Source organism: Tsukamurella sp. TY48, from assembly GCF_019656655.1.
In the GTDB taxonomy this organism is placed as follows: Bacteria; Actinomycetota; Actinomycetes; order Mycobacteriales; family Mycobacteriaceae; genus Tsukamurella; species Tsukamurella strandjordii.
The window spans coordinates 2448212-2468852 of sequence record NZ_BPMV01000001.1 but is presented as its reverse complement, the minus strand read 5'-3'; the positions used below and the strand labels follow the sequence as shown (position 1 = coordinate 2468852).

Annotated in this window: 12 protein-coding genes; 7 read left to right on the top strand and 5 right to left on the bottom strand. The window is 70.6% G+C overall.

Annotated features, from left to right (window positions below; genetic code table 11):
• The first annotated feature begins 19 nt into the window (after nucleotides 1–19).
• Both TTY48_RS11965 and TTY48_RS11960 read left to right on the top strand, forming a co-directional pair.
• Nucleotides 20–8611: a non-ribosomal peptide synthetase gene (locus TTY48_RS11965; protein WP_220657702.1), complete on the top strand. Its 8592-nt coding sequence runs from the start codon at nucleotides 20–22 to the stop codon at nucleotides 8609–8611.
• Complete coding sequence (locus TTY48_RS11960; protein ID WP_220657701.1) at nucleotides 8604–9866, top strand: hypothetical protein; 1263 nt, start codon at nucleotides 8604–8606, stop codon at nucleotides 9864–9866. The genes TTY48_RS11965 and TTY48_RS11960 overlap by 8 nt, the downstream gene beginning before the upstream one ends.
• Before the next feature lie 66 nt (nucleotides 9867–9932).
• Here the strand turns inward: TTY48_RS11960 and TTY48_RS11955 are convergent, their stop codons facing one another.
• Entirely contained in the window at nucleotides 9933–10922 is a 990-nt protein-coding gene (locus TTY48_RS11955) for a Fe2+-enterobactin ABC transporter substrate-binding protein (RefSeq protein ID WP_220657700.1), read from the bottom strand.
• Nucleotides 10923–11032: 110 nt separating this feature from the next.
• Between TTY48_RS11955 and TTY48_RS11950 the strand changes: the two genes are divergently transcribed.
• Entirely contained in the window at nucleotides 11033–11959 is a 927-nt protein-coding gene (locus TTY48_RS11950; protein WP_220657699.1) for an LLM class F420-dependent oxidoreductase, read from the top strand.
• Here TTY48_RS11950 and TTY48_RS11945 read toward each other — a convergent pair.
• Both TTY48_RS11945 and groL read right to left on the bottom strand, forming a co-directional pair.
• Nucleotides 11936–12463: a DUF664 domain-containing protein gene (locus TTY48_RS11945; RefSeq protein WP_220657698.1), complete on the bottom strand. Its 528-nt coding sequence runs from the start codon at nucleotides 12461–12463 to the stop codon at nucleotides 11936–11938. The genes TTY48_RS11950 and TTY48_RS11945 overlap by 24 nt on opposite strands.
• 188 nt (nucleotides 12464–12651) lie before the next feature.
• Nucleotides 12652–14274: a chaperonin GroEL gene (gene groL, locus TTY48_RS11940; RefSeq protein ID WP_220657697.1), complete on the bottom strand. Its 1623-nt coding sequence runs from the start codon at nucleotides 14272–14274 to the stop codon at nucleotides 12652–12654.
• A 277-nt stretch (nucleotides 14275–14551) separates the two neighbouring features.
• On the opposite strand from groL, the gene TTY48_RS11935 reads away from it, so the two are divergent.
• Nucleotides 14552–15013 (top strand): SRPBCC family protein, encoded by a 462-nt coding sequence (locus TTY48_RS11935; RefSeq protein ID WP_220657696.1) that lies wholly within the window; start codon nucleotides 14552–14554, stop codon nucleotides 15011–15013.
• A 48-nt stretch (nucleotides 15014–15061) separates the two neighbouring features.
• Here the strand turns inward: TTY48_RS11935 and TTY48_RS11930 are convergent, their stop codons facing one another.
• Together TTY48_RS11930 and TTY48_RS11925 are read right to left on the bottom strand one after the other, a co-directional pair.
• Nucleotides 15062–16222 carry a DUF3558 domain-containing protein gene (locus TTY48_RS11930; RefSeq protein WP_220657695.1) on the bottom strand — a complete coding sequence of 387 codons (1161 nt, stop codon included), beginning with the start codon at nucleotides 16220–16222 and terminating at the stop codon, nucleotides 15062–15064.
• Between the two features lie 52 nt (nucleotides 16223–16274).
• Nucleotides 16275–17264, bottom strand: coding sequence for a hypothetical protein (locus tag TTY48_RS11925; RefSeq protein ID WP_220657694.1), 990 nt, complete (start codon nucleotides 17262–17264; stop codon nucleotides 16275–16277).
• Between the two features lie 446 nt (nucleotides 17265–17710).
• Between TTY48_RS11925 and TTY48_RS11920 the strand changes: the two genes are divergently transcribed.
• Genes TTY48_RS11920 through TTY48_RS11910 form a run of 3 tightly spaced genes read left to right on the top strand, consistent with a single transcriptional unit; the run spans nucleotide 17711 to nucleotide 20622 of the window.
• The gene (locus TTY48_RS11920) at nucleotides 17711–19078 is read left to right on the top strand and encodes a M20/M25/M40 family metallo-hydrolase (RefSeq protein WP_220657693.1); all 1368 of its coding nucleotides are present in this window, start codon (nucleotides 17711–17713) and stop codon (nucleotides 19076–19078) included.
• Nucleotides 19075–20283, top strand: coding sequence for a gephyrin-like molybdotransferase Glp (glp, locus tag TTY48_RS11915; RefSeq protein ID WP_220657692.1), 1209 nt, complete (start codon nucleotides 19075–19077; stop codon nucleotides 20281–20283). Before TTY48_RS11920 ends, glp begins: the two co-directional genes overlap by 4 nt.
• A gap of 15 nt (nucleotides 20284–20298) precedes the next feature.
• Entirely contained in the window at nucleotides 20299–20622 is a 324-nt protein-coding gene (locus TTY48_RS11910; RefSeq protein ID WP_220657691.1) for a GlsB/YeaQ/YmgE family stress response membrane protein, read from the top strand.
• Nucleotides 20623–20641: the final 19 nt, after the last annotated feature.

Sequence of the window (20641 nt, the reverse complement as noted above, 5' to 3'; positions counted from 1 at the left end):
ACCGCCCAGGAGTCCCGACGTGACCCTCGCAGAGGCCACCCCTTCGCCTGCTCCGGCCGGCACCGACGCACCGAACCTGCTGCCGCTCACCGCGGCGCAGCTCGGGATCTGGAACGCGCAACGGCTGGAACCGGACTCGCCCTACTACGTGGTGGGCGACGTGCTGGAGATCGCGGGCGATGCGCCCATCGACGTCGAGGCCCTGCGGTCGGCGATCGCGCGCACCGTCGCCGAGGCGGACAGCCTGCGGCTGCGCGTGGTTCCGACTCCGGACGGGCCGCGGCAGTGGATCGACGATGCCGCCGACCTGCGGCCGGACATCGTCGACCTGCGGGACGAGCCGGACCCGCGGGCCGCGGCCGAGGCGGCCGTCGTCGCCGAACGCGCCCGGCTCGCGGCGGAATGCGCGGAGATGACCGACCGGGACCTGTTCGCCTTCCGTATCCTGCGCCTGTCGGACACCGAGGTCTGGTACACCCAACTCGGGCACCACCTGGTCTTCGACGGCTACTCCGCGGCCATGCTCTCGCGGCGCGTCGCGGCGCACTACACGGCCCTGATGGACGATGCCGAGCCGCCGAAGTCGCCGTTCGGGTCGTTCGCCGAGTTCGTCGCCGCCGATCAGGAGTACCGGGCGAGCGAGCGGCACGAGGCCGACCGCGCCTACTGGCGCGACGAGCTGACCCCGCTGCCCGAGGTACCGGAACGCCCCGCCTTCGACGGGCCCGCCGACGAGGTCCTCATCGCGCGGACCGAACTGTCCGCCGAGGTGTTCGACGCGCTGCGGCGGGCCGCCGACGCGTCCGGGACCACCTGGGGCGAGACGCTCATCGCATGTTACGCCGCCTTCCTGCACCGCACGCTGGGCGAGTCCGACGTGGTCTTCGCGATGCCTCTGATGTGCCGCAGCGGCGGTGTCGCCCTGCGCACCCCGGCGATGGCGGTGAACGTGCTGCCGCTCCGCCTGGCCGTCCGCGCCGACGACACGCTCGCCGATCTCAGCGCCCGCGTTGCCGAGGCCATGCGCCGCATGCGCAAGCACCAGCGGTACCGCGGCGAGGATCTTCCCCGCGACCTGGGCTCGCCGAACGTGGGAGCCCTGCTGCACGGCCGCGGCATCAATCTCAAGGCGTTCGACCTCACCCTCGACTTCGCCGGCTCGGCCGGCACCATGCGCAACGTGGCGGGCGGCCCGCCGGAGGACTACGGGCTCAGCGTGATTCCCACCGCACCGCCCGCGGATGCCCCCGTCGGCACGAGCGGCGGCCTCCTCGTGGGCTTCGAGGTGGACGCGCGGTCCACGACGCAGGAGCAGGTGCAGGGCCGCCTGGACGCGATGACCACCCTCATCACGGAGCTCGCATCCCCCGCCGCGCCCGCGCTGGGCGAGGTGGAGCTGATCCCCGCCGAACTGCGTGATGACCTGATCGAGCGTTCCCGCACAGCCGAATCCACGCACGCCGCACAGGACGTCCCGGCCGCCCTCGACGCGCAGGCCCGTCGCGCCCCCGCTGCGCTCGCCCTCGTCCACGGCGACGAGCGGCTCACCTTCGGCGAGCTCGCCTACCGGGTGCACCGAACCGCGCGACTCCTGCGCGCGGAGGGCGTGGGCGCCGAGGACGTGGTGGCCCTGTCGCTTCCGCGCGGTGTCGATCTCGTGGTCGCACTGCTCGCGGTGCTCGACGCGGGTGCCGCGTACCAGTACCTCGACCCCGCGCATCCCACCGCACGGCACGGTGAACTCGTCGCGGATTCGCGGCCTGCGCTGCTCCTCACGCAGTCCGGTTCTGCTGCACCCGAGGGAGTGCCGGCGCTGCGGCTCGATGATCCCGATATCCGCGCGCGCCTCGACGCATTGTCGGGCGCGCCGCTCACCGCGTCGGAGCTCGCCGCGCCCCGGCATCCGGACCACCTCGCCTACGTCATCCACACCTCCGGCTCCACCGGTCGCCCGAAGGGCGTCGCCGCCCGCACCGGCGGGCTCACCAGCCTGCTCCGGCATCACCGCGCGACGCTGGCCGACCTCGCGACCGCCGGTGAGCAGCACCGTCGGTTGCAGTGCGCGCACACCTACTCCTTCTCCTTCGACGCGTCCCTCGACCAACTCCTGTGGCTGCTCAGCGGGCACACGCTGCACCTGTACGACACCGACACGGCCCGCGACGCGGACGCGCTGCTGGCCGCGTACCGCGCCGACCGCATCGACGTCGTGGACACCACCCCGTCGATGGCGGCTCCGCTCATCGACGGCGGTCTGCTCGACGGCGAGCACCGCCCGTCCCTGCTCATACTGGGCGGCGAGGCCACCGGCCCCGCACTGTGGCGCCGGATCGCCGCCGCCGGGGTGCCCGCGGTGAACGTCTACGGGCCCACCGAGGCCGCCGTGGACGCCACCGCCGCGATCGTGACCGGGGAGACGCCGGTCATCGGGCGGGCCGTGCCCGGCACCGCCGCCTACGCGCTCGACGGTGCGCTGCAGCCGGTCCGGGACGGCGAGATCGGCGAGCTGTATCTCGCCGGACCGCACCTGGCCCGCGGCTATCTGAACCTGCCGGCCGCGACCGCCGAGCGGTTCGTCGCGGATCCCTTCGGCGAGCCCGGCTCCCGGATGTACCGCACCGGCGACCGCGTGCGGTGGATCGGCGACTCGGTGAGCGGCGGCTACGAGTACCTGGGTCGCGGCGACGGCCAGGTGAAGATCCGCGGCTACCGGATCGAGCTGGCCGAGGTCGAGACCGCTCTGGCCGCGGTGGCGGGCGTGACCAGCGCCGCCGCCGTGGTGCGCACCGACGGCGGCCGGGATCGCCTGGTGGGCTACGTGACCGGTGCGGTGACCGCCGACGGCGTCCGCGCCGCGCTGGGCGAGGCCGTGCCCGACCACATGGTGCCGTCGGCGGTGGTCGTCATGGATGAGCTGCCGGTGACGATCAACGGCAAGCTCGACCGCGCAGCCCTGCCCGCGCCCGCGGTGCAGACCGCCGGACGCGCGCCCCGGACCGACCGCGAGCGGCTGCTCTGCGCGGTGGTCGCGGCCGCCTTCGACGTCCCCGAGGTGAGCGTCGACGACGACTTCTTCAGCCTGGGTGGCGACAGCATCAGCGCGATCACCATCTGCAGTGACCTGCGGGCGCAGGGGCTGGAGATCCGCCCCCGGGACTTCCTCTCCGGCAGCAGTTTCGCAACGCTGGCGGCCGGTGCCACGGAAGCGGCGGGGCAGGACGCGGGCCCCGCCGTTCCGGCGGAGGGCGAGTTCCCCGCGCCGCCGATCGTCGCCGCGCTCGTCGAGCTCAACACCGATGCGCGAGCTGTCGCGGGCTACGCGCAGTGGATCGCCCCCGAACTGCCCGCGGGAGCGTCGGTCGCATCGGTGCGCGCGGCGTTGCAGGCCGTTGTCGCTGCGCATCCCGCACTGCGGCTGCGCCTCTCGGGTCCGCGGACGCTCACGATCGACGAGGCGGCCCCACCGGTCGAGGTCGGCGATGGCACCGGCACCGTCGACGCCGCGGCTGCGGAGCTGGCCTCCGAACTCGACCCGGCCACCGGCGCGGTACTGCGCGCACGGATCGTGCGCGGCGCAGGCCACCCGGACCGTCTGGTCCTGGTGATCCACCACCTCGCCGTCGACGGGGTCTCCTGGCGGATCCTGCTCGACGACCTTCCGCGCGCGCACCGCGATGCGGCGGAGGGGGCCGCGCCCGCCGTCCGCGCCGAGGCGACGCCGTGGCGCGCCCACGCGCTCGCACTCGCCGAGCAGGGCGAGAACGGCACGTACCGTAACGAACTCGATCACTGGCGGACCGCGCTCGCGGATGCTGAGCGGCTCGGCGGCCGTCTGTTCGATCCGGCCGCCGACCGGGTCGGCACGGCCGTCAGCACGCACACCCGCACCTCCGCGCCGGTCGCGGCCGCGGTCACCACGGCCCTGGCGAACGCCTACCGCGCGAACGCGGAGGAGACCCTCCTCGCCGCGCTGGCGCTGGCCCTGCGCCTGCGCCGGCGGCGCGCGGGGATCACGGGAGGATCGGCCGCGACGGTCACCGTCGAGGGCCACGGGCGCGAACAGGTGCTCCGGTCCGCGGATCTCGCTCGGACCGTCGGCTGGTTCACCGTGGAACATCCCGTCCGGCTGCCCCTCCCGACGGGCGACGCCGAGCTCGACGACGCCCTGACCGGCGGAGATGCGGCCGGCCGGCTGGTCCGCGCCGTGAAGGAGACCCGGCGGAGCGTACCCGGCCAGGGCATCGGCTACGGCGTCCTGCGGCACCTGGATCCCGAGGCGGGCCCGTTGGGCGCCGCGCCCGACGTGGTGTTCAACTACCTCGGACGCTTCACCGCGCCCGAGAGCGGCTGGCGACTGCCCGGCGAAACGCCCTTCTCCGTCCTCGATCCCGCGGGCAAGGCGCTCGAGCAGGTGCTCGCGATCAACTGCTTCGACGGTGACGACGGGCTGACCGTCGAATGGACCGCAGCGAGCGGCGTGCTCGACGCCGCCGCGGTACTCGAGCTGCAGGAGTGCTGGGCCGAGGCCCTGGCGGCGCTGGCCGCGCACGCCGCACGGATCGGGCCCGGCGGTGGCGGACTCACCCCGTCGGACCTGCCGCTCGTGACGCTGGACCAGGCCGACATCGACCTGCTGGAGCAGGACGGTCCGATCGCAGACGTGCTGCCCGCCACCGCACTCCAGGTCGGTCTCGCGTACCAGTCGCAGCTGCTCGCCGACGGTGAGCCCGATGTCTACACCGTGCAGGCCGCGACCCACCTCGACGGTCCCGTCGACCCCGACCGGATGGCGGAGGCCGCCGTGGAACTGCTGCGCCGCGTGCCGTCGCTGCGCACTCGGCTCGGCTACACGGCCTCCTCCGACGTGGTCCAGGTGGTCCCGGAGACCGTGGCCCCCGACTTCACCTTCGTCGACCTGTCCGACCGTCCCGATCCGGTGGCGGAGTTCGCCGCGATCGCGGCGGCCGAACAGGCGCGCCGGTTCGACCCGTCGACCGCCCCGCTGATCCGGTTCCTGCTGTGCCGCACCGGCCCCGGCCGGCACCGGCTGGCCCTCACCAATCACCATTCGCTGCTCGACGGCTGGTCCATGCCGATCGCCGGCCGGACCCTGCTCGCGATCTACGCCGAGCTGGGCGGCGGCCCAGCCGCACCGGCCTCGGCGCCGCTCGACGGCTACTACCGCTGCCGCGCCGACCGGGACGTCCCCGCCGCGCGGGCGGCGTGGGCGGAGGAGATGGCCGGGCTGGACGCCCCGACGCTGCTGGCGCCCACCGGTTCCGGCACCGCCGACGCCGCACCCGAGCGGATCCTGGTCGAGCTCGACGAGGACCTGACCCGCAGCCTCGGCGAGCTGGCGCGCACCCGCGGCGTGACGCTCACGAGCGTGCTGCACACCGCGTGGGGACTGCTGCTGGGCCGGTTGACGGGTCGCCGCGACGTCGTCTTCGGGTGCCCCGTCTCCGGACGTCCGGTGGAAGTGCCCGACGTGGGCAGCATGGTCGGCCAGCTCGGCGAGACCATCGCGATCCGGGTGCGGGCGACGCCCGAGCAGCCGGTCGGCGACCTCCTCGCCGACGTGCACCGCCGCGCGCTCGCGCTCTCCGATCACCACCACCTCGGACTGGTCGAGATCACTCGCACCGCCGGCGTGGGCGATCTCTTCGACACGATGGTGGTCACGGAGAACTTCCCGCTGTCCGACCGCAGCGTGCACCCGGTGGAACCCGGCCTGGACCTGACCGGTGTCGATATCACCGATGCCACCCACTACCCGCTCACCGTGGTCGTCCTTCCGGGCGAACGACTCACGCTGGGGCTGGCGTACCGGCCGGACGCGCTCGCGGAGGAGACGGTGCGGGCGTACGGCCGATGGCTCACCGAGGTACTGCGGGAGATCGTCGCGGCGCCGGACACCCCGGTGGCCGCGCTGGGCTTCCTTCCAGCCGACGAGCGCGCCGCGATGCTCGCGCTGGGCCAGGTCGCCGCGCGCGGTGAATACCATCCGTTGCTCGAAGAATTCGCCGCCCGCGTGGCCGAACGACCGGACCACCCCGCGGTGATCTGCAATGACCGGCAGCTCAGCTACGGCGAGCTCGACGCCGCGGCGAATCGGCTGGCGCACCGCCTGGTGGAGGCGGGTGTGCGGCAACAGGACACCGTCGCCGTCTTCGCCGAACGCGATGTGCCCTGGTACGTGGCGATCTTCGGCGTGCTCAAGGCCGGGGCGGTGTACCTGCCGCTCGACCCGTCGTATCCCGCGGCCCGCCTGGAGTTCCTCCTCGGCGATGCCGCGCCGTCGGCCGTGCTGACCTGTGGTGACATCCCGGAGTCGGCGACCGCCGCCGCACCCCGCGATGTCCCGGTCTTCGCGGTGGACCCGTGGGACCTCGACGGCGACCAGACGGACCCGGTGCGGGCACGGGCGGGACTCACTGCGGACGCGCTGGCGTACGTGATCTACACGTCCGGCACCACCGGCCGGCCGAAGGGCGTCGCGGTGAGCCACCGCGGCCTGCCCGATCTCATGGCCTTCGTGGTGGAGGTCCTGGGATTCCGCTCGGACGAGCGTGTGCTGCAGGCGGGTTCGCCGAGCTTCGACATCTCGGTACTCCAGGTTCTCGGGCCGCTGATGGTGGGTGCCACCTCCGTGGTGGCGCCCGATGCGGTGCGCCTACCCGGCGACGAGCTGGTGGAGTACATCGAGGAGCACGGGGTCACCGTGGTGAACCTGCTGCCCTCGTTCCTGGCGGCGATGCCCGATCACTGCACCGTGGACCCGTCGGTGATCTTCATGGTGGGCGCCGAGCGCCTCGATCCCGAACTCGCGGACCGCTGGGGCCGCGGACGGCGGGCGCTCTTCAACTGCTACGGGCCCACCGAGGCCACCATCAACTCCGTCACCTGGCGGTACGTGCCCGACGATCCCGGGCCGCTGCCGATCGGTCGGCCGGACCCCGATCTGCCCTGTTACGTGCTCGACGAGGGCCTCAACCCGGTGGGAGTGGGCGTGCTCGGTGAGCTGTACCTCGCGGGCGATTCGCTCGCGCAGGGATACCTTCACCGCCCCGACCTCACCGCCTCGACGTTCATCGCGAACCCGTTCGGGGAGCCGGGATCCCGCATGTACCGGACCGGCGATCTGGTGGCGTGGCGCCCGGACGGGAACCTCTCCTTCCACGGCCGCGCCGATCACCAGGTCAAGATCCGGGGCCTGCGAGTGGAGCTCGGCGAGATCGAGACCGCACTGGCCCGGCAGCACGGCGTCCGCGCTGCCGCCGTTCTGGTGCACGAGGACCGGCTCGTCGGCTACCTCGTCCGCAACGACGGTGCCGAACCCGATCCCGAGGCGATCCGCACGGCCCTGGGCACGGAGCTCCCGGATCACATGGTGCCCACCGCGTACGTGGTACTCGACCGGCTACCGCTGGGCCCGACCGGCAAGCTCGACCGCGCCGCGCTGCCGGCGCCGGCCGTGGGCCGCGCGGACCCGGCCGCCGACCGGCTACCCGCGACCCCCGCCGAGGAGGTGGTCCTCGCAGTGTTCCGAGAGATCCTGGACACCGAGGATGTCACGCTCGCTGACGATTTCGTGGAGTTGGGCGGAGATTCGCTCGTCTCGCTCCAGGCGGTCTCCCGAGTGCGTCGGCGCGGCTTCGAGCTGAGTCCCCGGGACGTCTTCGAGGGACGCACGGTGGCCGGAATCGCGGCTCGGGCGAAGCCCTCCGCCGCATCGTCGGGGCCCGCGGGCACCGATTTCGAGCAGTTCCTGGACGTGCTGGAACTCGGGGCCACCGAGGCGCCTGGAGTCTTCACCGGCCGGCATCCGGCGAAGGTGGGGGTGCACACCTTCGGCGGCCAGATCCTGGCGCAGGCGATCGTGGCATCGGCCCGCACCCTGCCCGACCCCCGTCTCCCGCTCCACGCCGCGCACACCCACTTCATCGAGTTGGGGTCGGTGACCGAGGATCTCACCTACCGGGTGCTGACGCTGCGCGACGGACGGACCGCCGCGAACCGCCAGGTGACGGTCGAGCAGGGCGGCACTGTGATCGCTGTGATGACGCTCGCCTATCAGGAGGGTGCGGCGGGCGCGCTCGCCCATGCCGCGCCCCAGCCCGAGGCGGCGCCGCCCACCTCGCTGCCCCGGATCCAGGAGGGCTTCGCGGGCCGGGAGAAGGAACTGCGCGCGCTCGTGGAGGCCTCGCATCCGATCGACATGCGGTTCGCCTCCGACCCGGTGTGGGTGCGCCGCGAGACCGGCGAGTCCGACGGACCGAGCCTGGTGTGGATGCGCACCGACGGCGCGATGCCCGAGGATCAGGTGCTGCACGACGCGGCACTGGCCTGGGCCTCCGATATCGCCGTGCAGGACTCGATCATCGCGCGCCACGGATTGTCCTGGGGCTACGACCGAGTGGTGGCCGCGACGCTCAACCAGTCGCTGTGGTTCCACGACCGGCCCCGGTTCGACCGGTTCCACCTGTTCGCGACCGAATCCCCGGTGGCCGGCGACGGCCGCGGGCTGTCGACGGGGCACTTCTTCCACGACGGACGCCTGATCGCCACGGTGACCCAGGAGGCGGCGGTGCGAGTTCTCGGCGATGAGTGATCGCCGGCTGGTCGCGACCACCGTCGGGCTCACCGTCGGCGGCGGCCTGATGATCTTGTTCGTGGACGGAATCCTGCTGTCCCAGATCCTCGCCGCCCCGGTGTTCGGACCGGTGTGGACGGTGCTCACCGGGATCGGCGCCGCGATCATCGGAACGGCGCCCGCGCCGGTGGACGTGGCCACGGGCAGCGACCTCGCGTGGGCGTGGCAGATGCACGCCGGCTGGATCGCTTGCGGCACGCTGATCGGAGCGGTCTGGGGCGCGGTCGCGCTCCGCTCATCCGGAACCGCGGACCCCGGTGGGGTGCAGCGGGTCAGCCGCATCCTGTCGGCGATCGCTCTGGTCACCCTGGTGGTGGCCATGCTGCTGTACGGGCTGGCCAAGGTGATTCCGGCCCAGATGGGCTACATGAACCTGCCCGCCTATCAGCTCCAGGCGGTGGGCGATGCCGAGCCCTTCGCGATGCTCTGGGGATACATGGCGGCGTCCACGCCGTACACGGTGATCACCGGCCTGATCGAGACCGCCGCCGCACTACTCCTGGTGCCGCGCCGGACCCGGACCGCAGGCGCCCTGCTCGCCGTGGTCTCGCTCACGCAGATCGTGCTGCTCAACGTCTTCTACGACGTCCCGGTGAAGCTGTTGGCCTTCGAGCTGCTGCTGATCGCCGTCCTGCTCACCCGCCCGTGGGCTCCACTGCTGCGCGCGATCTTCCCTGCGCCGCAGGGCTCGCCGAACCGCAGAGCAGTGGCGGCCCGCGCGGCGGGCACGTGCGCACTGGTCGTGCTGCTCGCCGTCACGGCGTCCAAGAACGCCGACCGCGTCGAGCTGATGAACACGGCGCGGGACGCGCGGGATGGTGTGTGGCGGGCCACCGAGCTGCGCATCGACGGCGCACCCGCCTTCGCCGCGGGCGGCGGACCGGCGTGGACGTCGATCGCGATCACGTTGCGCGGCAGCGCGGACCGTCCGGCCACCGGTTCGGCGCAGGACAGCCTGGTGACCCAGACTCCCGACGGTGCGGTCGAGCCCTGGGGCCTCCGTCTCGACGGCGATGGATTCGTGGTGCGCGCCGGGGCCGGGTCACAGCCGGTGCGGCTGTCCGCGGTGCTCGCCGGGCCCGATGCACTCGTGCTGAGCGGCACCGTCGACGGTCACCGGTTGGAGGGCCGGTACGCGCGCCGCGTGATGGAGCGCTCCGACACCATCCGGTTCGTCCAGGCCCCGTTCGATCGCAGTCGCCCGCGGCTCTGATCGACCCTGCAGACCACGATGCCGCGGCCGGAAGCGTTCTCCGGCCGCGGCATCGATGCCGTCGAGCTACTTCTTCTTGAACAGGTTCTCGACCACGCCGAGGGTGTCGATGGCCTTGTCGAAATCGGGACGCTGCACCCAGTAGGGCAGGTCGAAGGCCCGGTTCGCGGTGAACGCGGGCAGCGAGGCGTACACGGGCTGCGCGCGCAGCGAATCAGCGGTGTAGGTCTGGCCGCTGAAACCGATGATGAACACCGAGGGCTGCGTGACCGTGGTCGGCAGCTGCTCCGGCGTGATCTCGAAGGAGTCGCCGCCGGCGGTGTACGGCTTGAACTTGCCGGTCGCGAAGATCGGCGCGGCCTCAATGCCGACCTTGGCGAATTCCGCAGGGACGCCGCGGTTCTCGATCAGGCCGTAGGCCTTGCCCTGGGCTGTCATCGACAGGTACGCCACGGGTCCGGGGGGCGGGGTGATGTTGCCCTTGACCTCGGCGACGCGGGCGTCGTACTTCTTCACGGCGTCGGTGTACACCTGCGGCTTGTCGAAGGCGTTGGCCAGGTACTCGAACTGCTGCTGCCAGCTCTCGAGCTTGTTGTCCACCAGGATGGTGGGCGCGATGGCGGACAGCTTGTCGTAGGCGTCGCTGCCCTGCTTGAACGGGAAGCCGAGGCCGCCGCCCACGATGAGGTCGGGCTTCTCGGCCGCGACGGCCTCGATGTTGTAGCCGGCGGCCGGCCAGTTCATGAACTTGGTGCCCTGCTTCGCGAAATCATCCGCCCACGCCGGGTACGGCTTGGCGGTGTTGACATCGCGGTCGGTGTACTCGGTGACCACGGAGACCACGGGCAGGCCGAGGTCGTACAGGTAGCCGGCGAGGTTGTAGTTGAGGAGCACGACGCGCTTGGGGGCGGCCGGGATCTTCACGTCCCCCTTGACCGTCGCCACCGTCCGCGTGGAGTTCTCCTTGGCGTCGTTCGACGAGCCGGAGTTGCCACAACCCGCAACCAGCCCCACCGCGCACAGAATCGCGGCGAGATACCGCACATGCCTGGCCATGTTTCACCTTTCTCCATGAATTTAGGACAGCCTTATCAAACCACACGGTAGGGGTGGAGGAACACCCGCCCGCCTGTCCCCTATCGGGCCGTTGCGGCAGAGTAGGGGGCATGGAGCTACGCATCTTCGTCGAACCCCAGCAGGGCGCCACCTACGCCGATCAGCTCGCCGTGGCCCGGACCGCGGAGGCCGCCGGTTTCGGCGCGTTCTTCCGGTCGGACCACTACGTCGCCATGAACGTCGACGGCGCCCCGGGGCCCACCGATTCGTGGATCACCCTCGGAGCCATCGGACGGGAGACGTCCACGATCCGCCTCGGCACGCTCGTCACCTCCGCTACCTTCCGGTTCCCCGGGCCGTTGGCGATCTCGGTGGCCCAGGTCGACGAGATGTCCGGCGGTCGAGTGGAACTCGGCCTCGGCGCGGGCTGGTTCGCCGAGGAGCACGCCGCGTACGCCATCCCCTTCCCCGATGTGAAGGAGCGGTTCGACCGGTTCGAGGAGACCCTGCAGATCGTGACGGGACTGTGGGAGTCGCAGGGGCCGTACACCTTCAGCGGTGAGCACTTCTCGGTGGTCGACTCCCCCGCCCTCCCGAAGCCCGCACAGGCCCACGTCCCGATCGTGCTGGGCGGCGCGGGCAAGAAGCGCAGCGCAGCCCTCGCCGCGCGCTTCGCCGACGAGTACAACACCCCGTTCGTTCCCGTCGAGGAGGCCGCCGCGGTGTGGGCGCGCGTCGACGCCGCGTGTGAGGCTGCAGGGCGCGACCCGAAGTCCGTGATCAAGTCCGCCGCTCAGGTGGTGTGCGGCGGCCCCGACGAGGCCACCGTCGCCCGCCGCGCCGCGACCATCGGCCGCGAGCTGCCCGAACTGCGCGAGAACGGGCTCACCGGCTCCGCCGCGCAGATCGTGGACAAGCTGGGCGTCTTCGCCGAGGCCGGCGCCGAGCGGGTGTACCTACAGGTGCTCGACCAGAGCGACCTGGCGCATGTCGAGTGGATCGGCTCCGAGGTGCTACCGCAGGTCGCCGGGCTGTAGGACGCCCCGCAGGAAGGCGGCGGCGCCGAGGTGCTGGGCGCAGTCGTCGATGATGCTCACCACGCGCACAGCGACGGTGACCGGCGGGTCCCACGCCGCATCGACGACGCGCTCCAGCTCGGCGGGCGTCACGCCCGCGAGGTAGCGCACCGCCATCGCATCGACATCGGCGAAGTAGCCGATGAGCAGGTTCGCACTGGCCCGGACCTTCGCCGCCTCTGCGCGGCTCTGCCCGTAGCCCGTGGCATCGGCCGGCAGGTCCAGTCCGAACCGGCCGTACCAGTCGTTCGCCGTCCACACCTGCGGGACACCGGCGATCGGCGCCAGCTGCGCGTCGATCACCCGCGCACTGTGCCACACCAGCCACGCGATCGTATTGGCGTCCGGCACGATCCGCCGGTTCGCGATGTCGGTGTCGAGCCCGTCTGTCACCGCCTCCGCATGTTCGAGGATCCGGGCGAACGAGTCGAGCAGCAGATCCCGTGCAGCGGTGGCGTCATCCATGCCTCGACCGTACGCCGATTCAGACCTCCACAGTCGGGCGCCACCGGACCGTCACAAACCGGCGACTTTCCGGGGTGGGCGACGAATATCGCGGCATCGCCCAACAGCAGGCCGGTTTCGGAAACGGGAAGGCCCGGCCACCGTCGAAACGGTGACCGGGCCGTGAATCCCTAGCCGAGTGGCAGGACTTAGAAGTCCATGCCGCCCATGCCGCCGGTCGGATCGACCGGGGCACCGGCCTTCTCCGGCTTGTCGGCGACGACGGCCTCGGTGGTGAGGAACAGCGCCGCGATCGACGATGCGTTCTGCAGCGCCGAGCGGGTGACCTTCACCGGGTCGTTGATGCCGGCGGCCAGCAGGTCCTCGTACACACCGGTGGCGGCGTTGAGGCCGGTGCCGGCGGGCGAGTTGCGGACCTTCTCGGCCACGACGCCGGGCTCGAGGCCGGCGTTGATGGCGATCTGCTTGACCGGGGCGTCGAGCGCGACCTTGACGATGTTCGCGCCGGTGGCCTCGTCACCCTCGAGGTTGAGGGTGTCGAAGACCTTGCCCGACTGCGCGAGTGCAGCGCCACCACCGGCGACGATGCCCTCCTCGACAGCGGCCTTGGCGTTGCGCACGGCATCCTCGATGCGGTGCTTGCGCTCCTTGAGCTCGACCTCGGTGGCGGCACCGGCCTTGATGACGGCCACGCCGCCGGCCAGCTTCGCGAGGCGCTCCTGCAGCTTCTCCCGGTCGTAGTCCGAGTCGCTGTTGTCGATCTCGGCACGGATCTGGGCCACGCGACCCTCGATCTGCTCCTTGGAGCCGGCACCGTCGACGATGGTGGTCTCGTCCTTGGTCACGACGACCTGGCGCGCCTGACCCAGCAGCTCGAGGCCGGCGGTCTCCAGCGAGAGGCCCACCTCCTCGGAGATGACCTGACCACCGGTGAGGATGGCCATGTCCTGCAGCATCGCCTTGCGGCGGTCGCCGAAGCCCGGAGCCTTGATGGCGACGGACTTGAAGGTGCCACGGATCTTGTTGACGATGAGCGTCGACAGAGCCTCGCCCTCGACGTCCTCGGCGATGATCGCGAGCGGCTTGCCCGACTGGATGACCTTCTCCAGCAGCGGCAGCAGGTCCTTCACGGTCGAGATCTTGCTCGACACCAGCAGGATGTAGGCGTCCTCGAGCACGGCCTCCTGACGCTCGGCGTCGGTGGCGAAGTAGCCCGAGATGAAGCCCTTGTCGAAGCGCATGCCCTCGGTGAGCTCCAGCTGGAGACCGAAGGTGTTGCTCTCCTCGACGGTGATGACGCCTTCCTTGCCGACCTTGTCCATGGCCTCGGCGATGAGCTCACCGATGGCGGGGTCGCCGGCCGAGATGCCCGCGGTAGCAGCGATCTGCTCCTTGGTCTCGACCTCCTTGGCCTCCTTGAGCAGGTGCTCGGTCACGGCCTCGACGGCCTTCTCGATGCCCCTCTTGAGGCCCAGCGGGTTCGCACCCGCGGCCACGTTGCGCAGGCCCTCGCGCACGAGCGCCTGGGCCAGAACGGTAGCGGTGGTGGTGCCGTCGCCCGCGACGTCGTCGGTCTTCTTGGCGACCTCCTTGACGAGCTCGGCACCGATCTTCTCGTAGGGATCCTCGAGCTCGATCTCCTTGGCGATGGAGACGCCGTCGTTGGTGATCGTGGGGGCGCCCCACTTCTTCTCCAGAACGACGTTGCGGCCCTTGGGGCCGAGCGTCACCTTGACAGCGTCGGCGAGGGCGTTCAGGCCCCGCTCGAGACCGCGGCGGGCCTCTTCGTCGAACGCGATGATCTTGGCCATTGCGAAGTGATTCCTCCAGATAGGGGCCCGTTTCGGCCCGTACTTTGGACACGTCTTCTAGGTCGATTCGATGCCCGCGACGGACGACCCGGCGTGTCACCTCCGCGGGTTGCGCGGAGGGCCCGGTCTCACCTTCCCGACCTAGCACTCACGTTATCCGAGTGCTAAGTCGTTTCTAGCACTCGACGGTGCCGAGTGCAAGGTCCGGACCATCAGCCCGGCAGGCCCGGCTCGGCGGGCCTGCCCGACGGTTCCTACCGCCGGGTAGGATCCGACCATGGCTACCCCCGTACTGGAGTCGAGCGTCGTGATCGACGCCCCCATCGAGAAGGTCTGGTCGGTCGTGTCCGACCTCGAGGACATGGGCAATCGCAGCCCGCAGTGCAAGAAGGTGTTCGTCTTCGGCGGCCCCATCAAGGAGGGCACGCGGATGCTGAACATCAACAAGCAGGGCTGGCGCGTGTGGCCGACCAACACCAAGGTGATCGAGTTCAAGGAGAACGAGCGGATCGCCTTCCGCGTCGCCGAGAACCACACCGTGTGGAGCTTCACCCTGGTTCCCGAGGACGGCAAGGTGACCGTCGTGGAGCGGCGCGAGGCCGCCGGCGGCAAGACCACCCCGGTCAGCAGCTTCCTCGTCGGCGCCCTGCTCGGCGGCAACGAGGACTTCGAGCGCGGCCTTCTCGTCGGGATGAAGCAGACCCTCTCGCACATCAAGACGGAGTCCGAGGCGAAGTAGCGCCCTCACTGCGTGCGAACTCGGCATCCGCAGCCGAGTTCGCACGCGTCATTTCGCCGCTTGCAGAATCATGTAACTGGCGCCGATCCCCTGGATCGCCTTCTGCTTCTGCGGCGATGCGTACTCGACGACGTAGCGGTCGTACGCCGTCACGCACGCGGTCTCGGTATCCGGCCGGTCGGCTCCGCTGGACTTGTAGGTCACGCACTTCCCTCCCGGCACCCCGCTGACGGCCTCGGCCTGCGCGCCGATCAGTTTCTCCTGGTACTCCTGGACGAACTGGGTCGCGACGGCCCGTGCGCCGGCGGCATCGCGCGCCCGGTAGACCGTGTTCCCGCCTCGCCCGATCACATCGACACCGTTGTCTGCCAGGACCTTCCGAGCCGCAATGACATCGTTCTGCGACTGGATCAGCATGCGGACCGGAGCCGAGTAGCCGTTGGTCTTGTCGGGCGGCAGGGTGTAGCGCGCTACGCCGGATTCGTCGATCTTCAGGGTGTTGAGCTTGTCCATCGGAGTCGGCGCGAAGTCCGCGAGACTCTTGGCCTGACTGTCCGCCAACTGACGGATCTGGTCGGGGTTGAAGTCGCCGTACACCGCCAACACGAACTGCTTGACGGGGACGAAGGCCACCGTCGGCTTGCTGGTGCCCCAATCCGACTCGTAGCCCACAGCGTTCGGATAGCCCGGGATCGGTACAGCGGTCTTCTTCGGAGGGCTTCCGCCGAACTCATTCGTGTTCGGTTCGAGCATCGCCGACGATACGGCCGCGGTGGCGGCCTCGGGCGAGGCCATCCGCACCAGCGCGACGCTGAGGCTGCGGCCCCTGTCGCCACCCGACTTCGGATACGCGGATCGGACGCCGAGACCGGCCCACAACTCGGCGCCGACCAATCGTTTCGCGGGCGCGCTGCCGAAGATCGACGCGAACGCCTTCTCGTTGTAGCGCCCGCCGCTGGTGCTGCCGCCGTAGCGGAGTGCAGGGTCGACATCGGAGATGTACGGAATCGCCGCAAGCGTTCTCAGCCACTCCTGGCGCAGGTACTCGGACTCATCCGGAGTCCCCAGAGTGCGGACCGTGGTCGGGAACGAGCCGGTGTCCGGCCGGGGCGCGGACGACGGGTCTGCCACCGGGGTACCGGCGATCGTCGACGAACACCCCGCGAGCACGAGCGCCATCCCGACTGCTCCGACCGTCTTCCTGATCATTCGCAACCTTCCCGATTCTTTTGTGGCGTAAGACATGACAGGCGAAGGGCGTTCACTGATCGCCCTTGATCATGAGGTATGACGCACCGAGAGCCTGAACCGCTTGCTGCTGTTGACCGGCACTCACTTCCACCAGATAGCGATCGACGGCGACAACGCACCACGTGAACCTGCTATCGGAGCCCGGAAATCTCGAGAGGGTCAAGCAGGTAGATCCCGGGACGCCCTGGACTTGGACCGGCGTTCGCTCTTCGTAGGCACCCGTCGTCTCCGTGACGAAAGCCTCTCTCAACCGGGTGGCCGCTGCGGCATCGCGGGTGCGGTACACCTGATTGCCGCCCAGCCCAACGTCATCCACCCCCGCATCGTCGAAGTTCTTCTTCGATCCGATGAGATCCGACTGAAGAAAGAGGGCGGACTTGGCCGACATGCTGCCCCCACCGGACACATCGGATCCCGACGGGGGCACGGTGTACTTCGCCAGCCCGGGCTCATCGGCGGGGAGCTGAGCCAACTTCTCGGTGGGTGTGGGCGCAAATCCGTCGAGCCCCTTCGACTGCATGTCGAAGTAGCTTCGCACCTGTTCAGCCGAAAGTTGGCCGTAGACCACGATCACGTACTGCTTGTAGGCGAGGAAGGCGACGTTGGACGGATCGGAGGTCTTCAATTTGAAGTCCTGCGTGTACCCGATAGCCGCTGGATAGCCGGGTATCTCAACAGGAGTCCGCTCCGGATTGGTCGGAGTGTCCTTGTCGCGCAACGTGGGTGTCACGGCAGCGGTCGCTGCGGCAGCGCTCGGCATGCGAATCACACCGACCGTCGCCGCCCGTTGCCTGGCGTTCAGGTCAGCATTGCCGCCGGCTCTGAACGTGCCCGCCCTCGCGAAGAAGCCGACTTCGCGGTCTTTCAATGCTGCCTCGGCGACAGCACCGAAGGTCGCCCGCACTCCTCGCTGAGCGGAGTCCAGTTTTCCCGCAACCAACTGGGAGCCGTACCGGAGTGTCGGATCGACGTCACTGATCAGCGGAGCCGTCGCAGCCATACGCCACCCCTCCAGAGTCAACGCCGTCTGTGTGTCCGGCGGGCCGACTTGGCGAGGCTTGGTCGCATACGAGCCGGTATCGGGTCTCGGCGCGGCTGAGGGATCCTCGACAGCGGTCCCCGCGACCGTCGTCGAGCAGCCGGCCAAGACGATGCTCGTCGCCACCACGGCGCCTACAAACCCACTCTTCACGCATCCCCCTCGGTCCTCGCCTGCACTGGAACGGGTCGAACGATCAATCGGCCGACGCATCGACGCACTCCCTGCCTGCACTGAGAATATTCGACCGGTGACGTTCGTCAGCCCGGTACGGCATGTCCTCCCACGCTCCGCGGGCCGCGAAGGTTCGCCGTGTCCGTACATCGAAACGGTGCGCGCCTGCGAACGGCTTACGGCGCGCTAGCGTGAGCAGGCTACGAATTCCCGACGATGCGGAGGCGCCCCGAATGACCGACATCGACATCCGACGTTCCCTCAGGCCACTGATGGACCAGGCCAGGGCCGATCTCGCAGCGCTGGTCGCGCAGCCCTCGGTGCACGCCTCGCCGGAGTTCGGCGAGGCTCCGAACCGCGCCGCCGCGCAGTGGGTGGCGGACGCCTTCACCGAGGCCGGTATCGCGAACATCGAGCAGGTCGTCACGTCGGACGGGTCGATCGCGGTGGTCGGGCACACGCCGGCCCCGGCGGGCGCGAAGACAGTGCTGCTCTACAGCCACTTCGATGTGCAGCCTCCCGGCCCCCGCGAGCAGTGGGAGTCCGATCCGTTCACGCTCACCCCGCGTCCCGGGCCCGACGGTGCCGAGCGCTGGTACGGCCGCGGGGCCGCCGACTGCAAGGGCAACCTGGTCGCGCACCTCACCGCCCTGCGCGCGGTCCGCGACGCCACCGGCGGCCTACCGATCGGTGTCCGGCTCATCATCGAGGGCTCCGAGGAGGGCGGCGGCGAGGGCCTCGACGACCTGGTCGCCCAGCGTCCGGACCTGGCGCAGGCCGACCTCATCCTCATCGCCGACACCGGCAACGTCGCCGTGGGCCGCCCCACGCTCACCACCTCCCTGCGCGGTGTCGCGAGCGTGCGGGTGGAGCTGACCACGGGCCGCTCCGACCTGCACTCCGGACAGTTCGGCGGCGCCGCACCCGACGCGCTGGCCGCCATGATCGCCCTCCTCGCGACCCTGCGCGACGCCCAGGGGAACACCACCGTCGACGGACTCGACGCCTCCGCGCGCTGGGCCGGCGAGCCCTACGACGAGGCCGCCTTCCGGTCCGACGCCGCACTCCTCGACGGCACCGCGATCCTCGGTTCCGGCGCGATCGGCGACCAGATCTGGGCACGACCGGCGGTCACCGTCATCGGGCTCGATGCACCCGCCACCGCGACCGCCGCGGCGGCCATCCAGCCGCGCGCCGCGGCTCTACTCAACCTGCGCGTCCCGCCCGGTACCGATCCGCGTGCCGCGGGCGAACTGCTGGTGGCGCACCTGAAGGCGCACGCGCCGTGGGGCGCTCACGTCGAGGCCGAGGTGGAGTCCACGGGCGAGCCCTTCGCGGCCGATACGACGGGGCCCGGTTACGACGCCCTGCGCGCCGCGCTCACCGCGGCCTACGACGGCGCCGAGGTGGTCACCAGCGGCCAGGGCGGCTCCATCCCGCTGTGCACCCAGCTGCGGAAGGCGGCACCGTCGGCCGAGATCGCGCTGCTCGGCGTCGAGGAACCGCTGTGCCGCATCCACGCGCCGAACGAGTCCGTCGACCCGCGCGAGTTGGAGCGCACGGCACTGGCCGAGGCCATCCTGCTGACCACGCTGACATGAGGCCCGTCGAGGAGTACCGGACCGTCGTCGCGGCGTTGGTCCCGGCGGCGCGCACCGTCACCGTCGCCCCGTCGGAGGCCCTGGGCCGGGCCCTCGCCCGGGATGTCGCCGCGCCGCTCTCGTTGCCGCCCTTCACCAATTCGGCGATGGACGGGTACGCGGTGCGCGCCGAGGATGCGGTCGCGGGCGCGACGCTCTCCGTCGCCGAGGACATCCCCGCCGGCCGCACGACCGTGCCCCCACTCGTACCGGGGACGGCTCACCGCATCATGACCGGGGCTCCCGTGCCCGACGGTGCCGACGCCATCGTCCCGGTGGAGAACACCGACGCAGGCACCACGCGCGTGCGGATCGACCTCGCACCCGAGCCCGGACGGTTCTTCCGGCACGCGGGCAGCGACATCGCCGCGGGCGAGACGGCGCTGGCCGCGGGCGAGGTCGCCGGACCCGCGGCCGTCGGCCTCGCCGCCGCACTCGGGATCACCGAACTCGAGGTGCTCGCACCGCTGCGGGTGCTGGTGCTCTCGACCGGCTCCGAGCTCGTGGCACCCGGCGAGCCCTTGGAGCCCGGGCAGATCTACGAATCGAACGCCCCGATGCTGGCGGCCGCCCTGACCGAGGCGGGCGCGCACGCGGAGGTGCTGCGCTTCGTCGAGGATTCGGCGGAGGTCCTGCTCGCCCGCCTGGCCGAACGGGTCGCGGCGGGCGGCATCGACCTGCTGGTGACCACCGGCGGGGTCAGCGCCGGTGCCTACGAGGTGGTCAAGGACGCGTTCACCGGCCGCGGCCTGGAGTTCACGAAGGTCGCGATGCAACCCGGCATGCCGCAGGGCTGCGGCACCGTCGACCTGGGCGGGGCGAGCGTGCCCGTGGTCGCGTTCCCCGGCAACCCCGTCAGCGCCCTCGTCTCGTTCGAGGTCTTCCTGCGTCCGGCGCTGCGCGCGGCGATGGGGCTGCCCGCCGATCGACCGCGGCGACGCGCCCGGCTGACCGCACCTCTCGACTCGGTGCCGGGGAAACGGCAGTTCCAGCGGGGACTGCTGATTCGGGAGCCGAACGGTACCGATTCGGTCTCGGTTCTCGGTGGGCCGGGGTCGCACTACCTACGATGGTTGTCGAAGGCCGATTGTCTGCTGGACATTCCGCCCGAGGTCCAGCATCTGGCCGCGGGCGATCCGGTGGACGTGATCGACCTCAACCACTGACCTCAGGAGGCAGTCATGATCACCCAGTTCACCGCAGACACCGTGATGCTCGCGTCGAAGAACTTCAGCGCGGGGTGGTTCGCGTGGATCGTCATCGGCGGCCTCGCCGGCTGGGTCGCCAGCAAGATCATGGGCACCGACAAGTCGCAGGGTTTCATCCTCAACATCGTGGTCGGCTGCATCGGCGGCTGGCTCGGCGGTTACATCCTGCGCCTGTTCGACGTGCAGACCGGCAACCTCGGCTGGTTCCTCACCTTCGTGACCGCCCTGGTGGGGGCCTGCATCCTTCTTTTCATCGTGAAGCTGGTCACCGGCCGCAAAGGCGACCGCGTCGGGTGAGAGACTATGACCCGACTAT

Excerpts from the sequence above, each read along its gene's own strand:
- TTY48_RS11960 (WP_220657701.1), top strand. The coding sequence starts at position 8,604 with ATGAGTGATCGCCGGCTGGTCGCGACCACCGTCGGGCTCACCGTCGGC.
- TTY48_RS11955 (WP_220657700.1), bottom strand. The coding sequence starts at position 10,922 with ATGGCCAGGCATGTGCGGTATCTCGCCGCGATTCTGTGCGCGGTGGGG.
- TTY48_RS11950 (WP_220657699.1), top strand. The coding sequence starts at position 11,033 with ATGGAGCTACGCATCTTCGTCGAACCCCAGCAGGGCGCCACCTACGCC.
- TTY48_RS11945 (WP_220657698.1), bottom strand. The coding sequence starts at position 12,463 with ATGGATGACGCCACCGCTGCACGGGATCTGCTGCTCGACTCGTTCGCC.
- groL (WP_220657697.1), bottom strand. The coding sequence starts at position 14,274 with ATGGCCAAGATCATCGCGTTCGACGAAGAGGCCCGCCGCGGTCTCGAG.
- TTY48_RS11935 (WP_220657696.1), top strand. The coding sequence starts at position 14,552 with ATGGCTACCCCCGTACTGGAGTCGAGCGTCGTGATCGACGCCCCCATC.
- TTY48_RS11930 (WP_220657695.1), bottom strand. The coding sequence starts at position 16,222 with ATGATCAGGAAGACGGTCGGAGCAGTCGGGATGGCGCTCGTGCTCGCG.
- TTY48_RS11925 (WP_220657694.1), bottom strand. The coding sequence starts at position 17,264 with ATGGCTGCGACGGCTCCGCTGATCAGTGACGTCGATCCGACACTCCGG.
- TTY48_RS11920 (WP_220657693.1), top strand. The coding sequence starts at position 17,711 with ATGACCGACATCGACATCCGACGTTCCCTCAGGCCACTGATGGACCAG.
- glp (WP_220657692.1), top strand. The coding sequence starts at position 19,075 with ATGAGGCCCGTCGAGGAGTACCGGACCGTCGTCGCGGCGTTGGTCCCG.
- TTY48_RS11910 (WP_220657691.1), top strand. The coding sequence starts at position 20,299 with ATGATCACCCAGTTCACCGCAGACACCGTGATGCTCGCGTCGAAGAAC.